Genomic DNA, 10,570 nt, shown 5'->3' on the forward strand with positions numbered 1-10,570 from the left:
TGGACTGTGTAATTGTCACACCGATGCACAATGAGGCTGCCAATATTGCAGTCCTCGCGCAACAGTTGACGAGATCTACCGTCAAGCCAATTGCGTGGATTGTCGTTGATGACGGGAGTTCTGACGACAGTCGGGGATCTCTTTCGTCGGTTCCAACTGACGTCAATACAATTGTGCTTACGCGTGACAACGCCGGTGGGCTAATCGGCGGATCGGCTTTCACAGCCTGGCAGTACGGAGTCGACCATGCTTTAAGTCTCTACCCTGACTTGTCGTACATAATGAAACTTGATGCAGACGTGGAATTGCCGAGTGATTATCTGCAGAAAGTGCTGGAAACGTTCGCTGATTCACCAGAAATTGCATTGGTCGGTGGAGTGCTCATTGAAAAGGCCGATCGAGAGCAAACAATACATGTCCCAGGTCCAGTCAAGATGTACTCCGCCGCGGGGTATCGATCTCTGGATTCAGTTCCGCGTGTAGTCGGGTTCGATGTCATGGACGAAATTGCAATCAAAGATGCTGGCCTTAAAGTTATTGTACGAAAGGACCTTCCGTTCCGCGTACGTCGCCCTATTGGAGCAAGTCAGGGTCTAGTTCACGGGCGACGACGGAATGGTCAGGTCTGTAAATGGACCGGGTACTGGACACCATATTTCGTCTTGCATGCAACCCGTTATGCGTTTCGCAAACCCTATTTTGTAGGATCATTTGCGATGATTGCAGGCTACTTAAAAGCTTCCGCAAGTCCCTATTCTGAGCATCTCAGGCGCGCGCATGCACTAGAACAGCGTGGAAAACTGAAAAATGCAATCGCGTCTCCGCGTAAATGGCTAAAATCCACATATGGGGTGAAACCATGAAGCCTCCAGGGTCAATTGGATACATCATTGTTGCCTATAGAAACTCAACTGAGGATCTAGCGCGACTTTGCAGGAAGCTTCTGAGCTCGGCGTCAGCTGTGGGACTCGCGTCCACTACGTATATCGTCGTAAACGACGAATCTCAGATCTGCGCTGAGCCCGGGGTTACCGTAATATCCGGGCACGGCAATGTTGGATTTGCTGGTGGTATCAAGATGGCAGTTGATATTGCTACAGAAGATTATTTAATATTCTTGAACCCCGACTGCGACGTCAACACCGAGCAGGTTGAAGCATTCATTTGTGAGTCAACGACTCGGGCAGGTATTACCGTGCCAGTTATTGAGACTTCGGCTGGGGATTTTGACTACCAAACCTACGAGAACTGGACATTTACACCAGGTCGTATGATCAGTGCATATCTTTGTCAGCATCACTTGCTTCGAGATCGATCAAGCGACTTACTTCCCAGATATGCAAAGATCTCAGGTGCGTTCGTTGGAATGCCGCTGCAACTAGCTCGTGAGCTCAAATCTCCATTCGACCCAGAATTCTTTCTCTACGCTGAAGATCGGGACCTTACTCGGCGAGTACGTAAACGCGGAATTGATATTCATTTCGTGAAGTCCGTTCGAATTCGGCACGCCGGCGGTGTTAGCGGAACCTCTGTATCGGAACTTGTATCTATAGCCAAGTCCGATGGGTCTATTCGAGTCGCCAGTCGCCGTTTTGGGCGTTTCGGAGTAGCGCTCTATATTTTCGATGAATTGATATTTGACTCTATTCGAGTCGTTATCGGAAAAAAAGTGCCGTGGTCTTCAAGAAGAATAGCCGCCGCAAGATGGAAGCGGAGCGGCCTTCGAAATCCTGGATCGTTAACTGCGCCCATCCTTCGCGATCTCACATATACAAGCTCCGACGCGCGAGGCGCTACTGAAAGTGTGAATCGATGAGTGATGAACGGAAACTAAACGTACTGGTTCTTTGGGCAGATACGCGTGCCGCTAACTTTGGATTGCGCGTCCTGTCACATGGGAATGCGGGGTTAATTAAAGACGCATTCTCAAGTGACGCAACGGTAGACTTTCAGGACTTCGGCCCAGGAGATTCAGATACCTCTTTTGGGACGAAATCTATTATTCGAAATATATTTCGACGTTCCGGGCCCATCACGGAGAAAATTCGTAAATATGATCTAATAGTGGACACGGGTGCCGGGGACAGCTTCGCCGACATTTATGGTCTTAAGAGACTATTCTTCATTGCCTACGCTCATCAGGTTATAAAGAAGAACAATATTCCCTTAGTTCTGGCGCCTCAAACAATTGGACCATTTAATACCAAGATCGGACGATTCTTCGCTCGACGTTCCTTGAAGATCGCAAGACTGGTTACTGTTCGAGATACTGCAAGTGCCGAGTATGTACAGACTCTTGGTCGGTCGGCGGATGCAACTGCGACTGATGTCGTCTTTGCGCTTCCATCTGAGCATGTCGCGAGGGCGAAAACCTATGATATTCTTTTCAATGTTTCTGGACTTCTCTGGTTCTCAGATGATCACGGAAACTCTTCGCGATACCGGACCGAGACAATTGAGGCAATAACTAGGCTGACCAAGTCCGGTCGTCGCGTGGATTTGCTCCCACATGTTATCGCGAGCAAAAGTGGAAACGACGACGTCGATGCATCTAAGGAGCTCACAGAGCTGCTTACTGATTCCGGGGTCAATGGTGTCGACACCCTAATAGCGTCGGACTTGACCGAGATGCGCTCATTTATGTCTGCAGCAGAAGTCGTCATTGGTGCACGCATGCACGCATGTCTCAATGCACTTTCTGTCGGCACTCCGGCGATACCATGGGCTTACTCCCGGAAGTTTGCCCCGTTGCTCGGTGATCTAGGTTGGAGATACGTCATCGACCTGTCTACATCGACTGCACCCGCGGCAGAAACCGTAAGTATGATTGACAGCCTGACTGCGAATCCAGAGGCGGATCTAATTGACTCCATTCGAGCGAAAGCCGTCAGCAGCCTCGGAGACTACTCACGCAAACTTTCGGCTGTGGTCAATTGGAAGAGCGATGTTTCCAATTGATTTGGGCGGTCGGTCTCACGAGGGACGGGGGTTTGCGATATTGAATCGTAGGCCAGAATCGGTTCGGCCGGTGGTATCAATCGGGAGAAGCGATCCGTCACACAACGTCAATTTACTCCATTCTGGATCACATTACGTTTCGAGGCATAATGTCTAGCAGATATGCAATGGCGCGCTCCGTCATCCGGGCGCGTTTGCCAGAACAAGTTGTAGTCTTGGCTCGGGTAGCTCGCGCTGCACTCGACCTCGCGCCAGCCTATCTTTATGACCTAAAGCGTTATTATCAATTCTCTTCCTCTCGCGGCGCTGAACATCACAAGGTCAATCTTCAAGCTGCGATAACGGAGCGGTATCATAGTATTGAGAAGGGACTCTCATTACCCTCTCCGAGGCCGGCATTCGGTGCTGCTCCATTGCGCGGTCTTTTAGATTATGTCGATATATATTTGGATCTGTATGGACGGGATGAATTTCTAGATGTGGTGGCTGGGGTTCTTGATGAATACGTGAACTTTAACGCTAAAGTTGGTGTGCTCCCCGATTCAATTCCTGAATACAGCCGTATATCACGGGCGCTTGAGATTGTAAGAATGCCGGATCACGATGCTGGCATCAAGTCTGTTGATCGGGATATTGTATACGCTGCCACAAACGGCGTCGATCTCGATTTCTTTACGAGCCGTAGTTCAGTCAGGCAATACTCAGATGAACCAATCTTGGAATCTGAAATTGTCGTTGCAACCATGGCTGCTCTGAAATCACCGGCGGTTTGTAACCGGCAATTCGGCAAAATATATGCTTTTACCGACGAAGACACGATTCGAAGGCTATTAGACGTTCAGGGGGGCGCAAACGGGTTCGCGTCTGAGATAAAGGGATTGGCGATTGTTACAACCAATCTTCGTGCGTATTGGAACGCCGGTCAACGGAATCAGGCATGGGTCGACGGTGGTCTATTTGCGATGAGCTTCATACTTGGACTGCATGCGCAGGGAATTGGGTCAGTCTGCCTTAACTGGAGCAAAAAGCCTTCAAAGGATCAAGAAATGAGGCTCGCTGCCGGAATTCCACAAGAAGACGCTATTGTCATGCTTATTGGTTTCGGTAAGCTCCGAGAAGAATACGTAGTTGCTGCATCCAGCAGGGTGCCAGTTGCGCAAGCATTGATTTATGATGGCGGAAAAGATATGTTTTCTGTCAGAAAAAATGACGAAGTGATCACGAATCGGTGAAATCTGCACTAGGAGTTCTGCGACGAATTGGAGGCTTCGGGTCCTCGGTCGTATTAAGTGGGCTTGTTAGTTTGGCGACAATTCCATTCATTATGTCTCACACTGGGCAGAGTGGTTGGTCCTCAGTCGCAGTGGGACAGAGTTTAGGAGCACTAGTCGGAATTCTAACCATGTTCGGCTACTGGCAGTCTGGACCTACACATGTGGCGAGGAGAAAATCCGGACGTGGTTTCTTCTATCTAGAGAGCCTTCGTGTTCGTCTAATATTTCTGGTACCCGCGTCTGTCTTGGTTATCGCGGTATCATTTCTTCTTGGTACGGCGTCCGTTACGGCGACTTGTTTAATGGCATGCTCATACTTGGTAATTAACGTTGGAGCTGGTTGGTTCTATGTTGGCGAGTCGAACCCACTGGGGCTTTTCTTATTTGACACATTGCCCCGGGTCGGTTCGATAATTGCAGCGACTTTCGCGATCTCAATTGGTCTGAGCATCGTGTACTACACTGCATTGGTTCTAGGAGGTTCGCTTATTGCAGTCGCTGTTTCCAGCGTCGATATCTTCCGGCGTTATGGTCGCAGACGGGTAGATCCCGGGCCGCCTCGTAGGATTTTGGATATCTTGAAGGACCAACGTCATGGTGTGGGGACCGCTGTGCTCTCGACGGCCTATTTGCAGGCGCCGATGCTGGTTTTGCAACACATGGTTCCGTCCGCTATTCCGGTGTACGCGCTTGCTGACAAGGTGAAGCAGCAAGCGTTATCAGCGTATCGGCCGATTTCACAGGTAATACAGGGGTGGACACCGGCTGGCGGCGATACGTCGTTGGTACCGAGAATTCGGCGAGCGACTTGGGCGGTATTGGCGACATCGCTTCTGGGGTCGTTGGGTTTCGGTATCGCTTTGCCTATATTGTCTTCAGTGCTAGGGGGCAACAGTCTCTCAGTGGGAGTCATGTATATTATTCCATTTTCTCTCGCATTCGGAATGAATATTATCTCTCTAACGGTCGGGGTTGCATGCTTGGTCCCATTAGGGCTTGAAAGGTATGTGACGGCTAGCGCAGCGCTAGGTACGGTCACAATCCTAGTGACGATCGTACCGTTTATTCTCATTGGAGGTGGGGTTGGCGCGGCTTATGCGGTACTTATGAGTCAGATAGCTGTGTCGCTCTACCAGCTGTTGATATTGCGACGTTACCTGCACAAGCACTCAGAGTTGTCGACTGTGTGAAATTAATCTGCAGCATATTAGACTATTTGAACCGGCATTAGTGTCAGAGATTCGAGTCTGTTAGAGGGGCATGGAAATCTGACCTATTCAGCAATCGCTATATTGGCATAACGAATATCCAAATGTATTCAACTACAAAATTCTAGCTTCACATGGCGGCGACGGGACTGCGGCACTCCCACACTTCGATGTTATACATACCTAGGAAACTGTTAAAATGGTAGAAGGCTGACAACGCTACCTGGAGTTGGGCCGTCGTGAGCGGTCTGAATACAATTGTAGTACAGCACCGTTATCTTCGAAGTTTGTAAGGAAGATCGAATGTGCTTCGGTTATCGAAGCGTGCGACCGTGACAGACAGATGTCCTACGTGAAGCTCTTGGTGTTTTCAGTCTCAGTCGAATTCGATTGTGGGTGTTGTCGGGGCCTCTGGTGCCACAGAAGTATGCCGGAGATTTCATGGTTACGGCACGATCGATTCGATGCGAGCGTAGTTGCGTTCCGTTGCATCCTTTTGTGGACGCCACCATTGCTCGTTATCGCTGTACCAGTCGACGGTTGCTTTCAAACCGCTCCGAAAGTCAACGTATTGCGGTGTCCACCCCAATTCGGTGCGCAGCTTGGTCGAGTCGATTGCATATCGCAGGTCGTGCCCCGGGCGATCCGTTACAAAGTCAAACGCATCGGAAGACTGTCCGGTCTCTTCGAGGATGGCCTCAAGGACCTCTCGGTTATTCTTCTCGCCGTCCGCACCTATCAGGTACGTCTCGCCTAAAGCGCCCTTCTCAATGATGGTCCAGACCGCGTGATTGTGGTCATCGACATGAATCCAGTCGCGTACGTTCTGACCGGCGCCATACAGCTTGGGGCGCTGACCGCTGAGTATGTTGGTGATCTGCCGAGGAATGAATTTCTCTACATGCTGATACGGCCCGTAATTGTTGGAACAGTTTGAGATCGTTGCCCGCACTCCGAATGACCGGGCCCATGCCCGAACCAGCAAATCGCTTGATGCCTTGGTTGAGGAATAGGGGCTTGACGGGTTGTACGGAGTCGACTCCGTAAACCGCGCGGGATCATCAAGTTCGAGGTCGCCATACACTTCGTCGGTGGAGATATGGTGGTAGCGCACGTCGTGTTCACGAACCGCCTGCAGCAGTGTTGTTGTGCCGATGACGTTGGTATGGACGAACGGCCATGGGTTGCTCAGGCTGTTGTCGTTATGTGATTCCGCAGCAAAGTGGACAACAAGATCGGACTCGCTTACGAGTTTGTCAACGAGGGCCGCATCGGCGACGTCGCCGTGGACGAATTCGATCTTGTCCGCAACGGAATCCAAGGATGCGCGATTACCCGCATAAGTGAGGGCGTCCAGTACCGTAACTTCAACGTCGGGACGTTCGTCCACAGTTGAAAGGACAAAATTCGCGCCGATAAACCCGGCACCCCCGGTTACGAGCAGTTTCATAACTCGTGACTCTACCGGAAAGTCCGTATTCTGCCGAGTTGCAAACTGCTTGGTCAATTTTGTTCTCGCGATTAGTCGACTCGCGAGGTTTCGCTGTTATATGAGAGTATTAGCCATTATGCGCGGAATAATATTAGCGGGCGGAACTGGTTCCCGGCTACATCCGATCACGATGGGCATCAGCAAGCAGCTCGTGCCGGTCTACGACAAGCCCATGATCTACTATCCGCTGTCGACTCTGATCTTGGCGGGAATCCACGATATCCTGGTGATTACGACGCCGCATGATTCGGATCAGTTCCAGCGACTGCTCGGTGATGGCTCCCAGTTTGGCATCAACCTCACCTACAGCGTCCAGCAAGAACCGAACGGACTCGCGCAGGCGTTTGTTTTGGGGGCCGACCACATCGGTAGCGATAGTGCAGCACTTGTCCTGGGCGACAACATTTTCTACGGTCCGGGGCTGGGCTCGCAGTTGAACCGATTTGATGACATCGTCGGCGGAGCTGTCTTTGCGTACCAGGTATCGGATCCTTCCGCATACGGTGTCATCGAATTCGATTCTGCGGGCAAGGCGATCTCGCTCGAAGAGAAGCCGAAGGTGCCGAAATCGAACTTCGCGGTCCCCGGGATGTACTTCTACGACAACGATGTCATTTCCATTGCTCGAGACCTCAGACCGTCGGAGCGCGGCGAGTACGAGATCACCGACGTCAACCGCCATTACCTCGATGCCGGCCGGCTTCAAGTCGAGGTCTTGCCCCGTGGTACCGCCTGGCTCGATACCGGCACCTTTGATTCGTTGCTCGACGCCTCTAACTACGTGCGCACCATCGAGCAACGTCAGGGTCTGAAAATTGGTGCGCCTGAAGAAGTTTCTTGGCGCCGCGGTTTCATCAGTGATGATGAGCTCCGCGAACGAGCTGAGAAGCTAATCAAGTCCGGATACGGCAAGTACCTTCTCGATCTCCTCGATGGGAACAGTGAATAGCATGGGTTTTCGCGAACTGAAGATTGCTGGCGCGTGGGAGTACACCCCCCGTCAATTCGGAGATGACCGCGGCGTCTTCTTCGAATGGTTCAAGTCCTCCGCGTTTCAGGAGACGACCGGCCGTCCGTTGGACTTGCAGCAGGCGAACTGCTCGGTCTCCGCTGCTGGGGTACTACGAGGCATTCATTTCACTGATACACCGCCCGGGCAAGCAAAATACGTCACCTGCACGAAGGGCGCGTTTCTCGACGTCATCGTCGACTTACGTGTTGGATCCCCGACATTCGGCCAGTGGGACAGCGTGCTGATCGATGACATCGACCGCCGTGCGGTGTATCTGAGCGAAGGGCTGGGGCACGCAATCCTGTCGCTCGAAGACAACTCGACCGTGATGTACCTGTGCTCGATCGAATACACGCCGTCGCTCGATCGGGATCTCAATCCGCTCGATGCTGAGTTGGCAATCGATTGGCCCACTCACGCCCGCGATGGCAGCGTACTGACCTACCAACTCTCGGATAAGGACAAAGCCGCTCCGTCGCTCGCCGACGCACTCGCTGCGGGGTACCTGCCGAAATTCGACGACGAAGTCGCGCGAGTCTAGATTTCATCGGACACGTACTGATCGGCTGATTGACGGGCCGCCAGCTCATGTTGGTTGTGCGGCCCGTCAATCTATTGATCTAGCAAGTAGGTACGTCGATTGTGATGGTCGGGTCATCGACCAACGGCTGCACGGGAACTCGTGCCGCGCCGGCCGCAGTGGGTTCCTTGAGGTTGAAAACAATATCCACCGTTTGGCCCTTCGGAATCTCGGCTAAAGTCATGAAAACAGGGTGACCAAGTTCCTGTCCTGTCGCGGAGAAGGCGATCTTTCCGCCCACTGCAACGTTTTCCAATTTCGCTCCTTGGGTTGCAAGCAGTGAAATAGCAGCCATGTTGGTGCCCTGAGGGAGGTTTCGGGGGTTCGCTACGATGCCGTCCACGTAGTCCGGAAGATCACCTGCCGGAGTATTATTGGTGAGGCTGACGGTCACCTTCGAACTCCGGGTGTCGCCCTCGCAGCTGTCAGCGGAATAGGTGATCGAGCGCGTCAGGTAGTAGTCGAGCTTGTTGCCGGCCTGGTTGTTGATCACCACACCCGCAAAAGGCGCCTCGTCGGTGGGCACGGTATGTCCCAACGGTGTTGTGGCAAGTAGTTCCTGCTCATCGGGATGTGAGCTCCACACTGCGATGCGGCCCTCGGAGACACCGCGGCCCAAAGCGTCGAGAAGTGCACTGGGAGAGCTGATATTGCCGGTCATCTTGTCCACCACAAGTGCGGCAATAGTCTGCAGGTACTCCTTGCGTGCGTTGTTGTCATCTGCGAAACGTATGTACGCCGTTGATTCGGTGAGTTCCACAACGTTGTCGGCAGTAACTTTTTCGCCGTCGGGCATTGTGACCGGCCCCACAACTTTGAGTATGTAGCTCAACGCAATTGGATCGATTGCGATAGCTCCGTCAACCATCTCGCCGTTTGACTCCTGCTTCCACAGCGATTGCCAGATTTGCGCAGCGTAGGGGAAGTGTGAACTGAGGTTGCTGTTGCGGAAATCGGTGGTAGGACGGCTCATTCCGTACAGGTTGGCAAAGTCAGGACCTAGGTCTATTGGACTGTTGTCCACTCCCAATTCGGAGTTGCGACCTAATGTGTCGACTCGCGCGGCCCCGTCGTTGACTCGGACAATTCCGTAGCCGCCCAGCAGTCCGCCTGTACCGCGTGCCTCGGCGTTTGTCTGGAATCCGATGAAGTAATTGCGTGGTCCGTCGGCTCCGAGCATCGTCGGTGCGAGCCGTGCCGCGAGCGCCGTGTTCTCCAGAAGGTTAGTCAGCTCAGTAGTTTGATCCACTAACGAGGTGCGCGCATCGTTAACTGCGCCTATGAAGTTGGCTTCCGGGACGGCCGCCGCTCGGGTCGACAACTCGGCCGCGGAGGCTGCTGTCTGTTCGAGAACGGGTGTAGCTTGCCGCAATGGTTCGAGCGCAATCTGGCCCCCTGACTGAATCAATTCACCAGGAGCAAGCGCGGTTCCAGCATTGACCGCAGGCAAGAGGACGTCGTTGGTCAATCCATGGACCACATCTGTCATTTGTTTGGTGGTCTCGAACGGGCTGCCGACGACTGGGATTGCTGACGCGATGCTCCAGGGGAGGGATTGCGTCTCCGAATATGCCAAACTCGCATATTTGTCGGCATCTGCTGCAGACTGCTCGGCGGCCTCCGTGTCGCCAGCGAGGAGTGCCGTCTTGGTGGACTGCGCGTGATCTCGAGCCGATTCGAGATTACCCTTTGTTGTGATGGCGGAGTAGCCCATCCAGGCTCCAAAAGCGACGACTACCAGCACAAATGCGCTCGATCCGGCAATGATGTTGCGTCGTCGATTTGACGTCTTGATGCGGCTTCGGCGTCGAATCCGAGTAGTAGATGTTGATGTGGAATCTATAGCTTCGGATTCGTCATCGGACCTTGGTCCCGATGTGGTGCTGGACATTGCGAATTACTCCTGACTTTCGGGGTCGTCAGAGGTTACCGCGGTGTGCCAGAATTGACCCTGAAGTGGTGGGAGGGGGCGTTGCACCGTAAACTTCAGCCTGGCCGTTCTTGTTGTGCGCGTAATTAGATGGACCTGATCAGCCGGCGTTTCCA

8 protein-coding genes are annotated in these 10,570 nt (G+C 52.7%); 6 read left to right on the forward strand and 2 right to left on the reverse strand.

Translation table 11 applies throughout. The annotated features are described in order from the left end of the window. The first annotated feature begins 23 nt into the window (after nt 1-23). The 4 genes from RG2_RS02020 to RG2_RS31225 all read left to right on the forward strand — a co-directional run bounded on the left by RG2_RS02020 (nt 24) and on the right by RG2_RS31225 (nt 4,190). Nucleotides 24-863, forward strand: coding sequence for a glycosyltransferase family A protein (locus RG2_RS02020; RefSeq protein ID WP_165826249.1), 840 nt, complete (start codon nt 24-26; stop codon nt 861-863). Beyond that, nucleotides 860-1,816: a glycosyltransferase family 2 protein gene (locus RG2_RS02025; RefSeq protein WP_072782275.1), complete on the forward strand. Its 957-nt coding sequence runs from the start codon at nt 860-862 to the stop codon at nt 1,814-1,816. The genes RG2_RS02020 and RG2_RS02025 overlap by 4 nt, the downstream gene beginning before the upstream one ends. Further along, a complete protein-coding gene (locus RG2_RS02030) occupies nt 1,813-2,958 on the forward strand; it encodes a polysaccharide pyruvyl transferase family protein (RefSeq protein ID WP_033235730.1) in 1,146 nt (381 codons plus the stop codon). The genes RG2_RS02025 and RG2_RS02030 overlap by 4 nt, the downstream gene beginning before the upstream one ends. Before the next feature lie 167 nt (nt 2,959-3,125). After that, the gene (locus tag RG2_RS31225) at nt 3,126-4,190 is read left to right on the forward strand and encodes a nitroreductase family protein (protein WP_165826251.1); all 1,065 of its coding nucleotides are present in this window, start codon (nt 3,126-3,128) and stop codon (nt 4,188-4,190) included. Between the two features lie 1,695 nt (nt 4,191-5,885). Here RG2_RS31225 and rfbB read toward each other — a convergent pair. Further along, on the reverse strand, nt 5,886-6,890 hold the full coding sequence (gene rfbB / locus RG2_RS02045) for a dTDP-glucose 4,6-dehydratase (RefSeq protein WP_033235728.1): 1,005 nt from the start codon (nt 6,888-6,890) through the stop codon (nt 5,886-5,888). A gap of 118 nt (nt 6,891-7,008) precedes the next feature. Between rfbB and rfbA the strand changes: the two genes are divergently transcribed. Both rfbA and RG2_RS02055 read left to right on the forward strand, forming a co-directional pair. Continuing rightward, nucleotides 7,009-7,881 carry a glucose-1-phosphate thymidylyltransferase RfbA gene (rfbA, locus tag RG2_RS02050; protein ID WP_033235727.1) on the forward strand — a complete coding sequence of 291 codons (873 nt, stop codon included), beginning with the start codon at nt 7,009-7,011 and terminating at the stop codon, nt 7,879-7,881. A gap of 1 nt (nt 7,882) precedes the next feature. Beyond that, entirely contained in the window at nt 7,883-8,485 is a 603-nt protein-coding gene (locus RG2_RS02055) for a dTDP-4-dehydrorhamnose 3,5-epimerase family protein (protein ID WP_033235726.1), read from the forward strand. Nucleotides 8,486-8,564: 79 nt separating this feature from the next. On the opposite strand, the gene RG2_RS02060 is transcribed toward RG2_RS02055, so the two are convergent. Then, nucleotides 8,565-10,415, reverse strand: a complete 1,851-nt coding sequence (locus RG2_RS02060; RefSeq protein WP_033235725.1) for a DUF4012 domain-containing protein — start codon at nt 10,413-10,415, stop codon at nt 8,565-8,567. Nucleotides 10,416-10,570: the final 155 nt, after the last annotated feature.

The sequence above is a fragment of the Rhodococcus globerulus NBRC 14531 genome (assembly GCF_001894805.1).
GTDB lineage: Bacteria > Actinomycetota > Actinomycetes > Mycobacteriales > Mycobacteriaceae > Rhodococcus_F > Rhodococcus_F globerula.

Bases quoted from the DNA above. Each gene is read 5' to 3' on its own strand.
- RG2_RS02020 (WP_165826249.1), top strand. From the start codon at position 24: ATGCACAATGAGGCTGCCAATATTGCAGTCCTCGCGCAACAGTTGACG.
- RG2_RS02025 (WP_072782275.1), top strand. From the start codon at position 860: ATGAAGCCTCCAGGGTCAATTGGATACATCATTGTTGCCTATAGAAAC.
- RG2_RS02030 (WP_033235730.1), top strand. From the start codon at position 1,813: ATGAGTGATGAACGGAAACTAAACGTACTGGTTCTTTGGGCAGATACG.
- RG2_RS31225 (WP_165826251.1), top strand. From the start codon at position 3,126: ATGGCGCGCTCCGTCATCCGGGCGCGTTTGCCAGAACAAGTTGTAGTC.
- rfbB (WP_033235728.1), bottom strand. From the start codon at position 6,890: ATGAAACTGCTCGTAACCGGGGGTGCCGGGTTTATCGGCGCGAATTTT.
- rfbA (WP_033235727.1), top strand. From the start codon at position 7,009: ATGCGCGGAATAATATTAGCGGGCGGAACTGGTTCCCGGCTACATCCG.
- RG2_RS02055 (WP_033235726.1), top strand. From the start codon at position 7,883: ATGGGTTTTCGCGAACTGAAGATTGCTGGCGCGTGGGAGTACACCCCC.
- RG2_RS02060 (WP_033235725.1), bottom strand. From the start codon at position 10,415: ATGTCCAGCACCACATCGGGACCAAGGTCCGATGACGAATCCGAAGCT.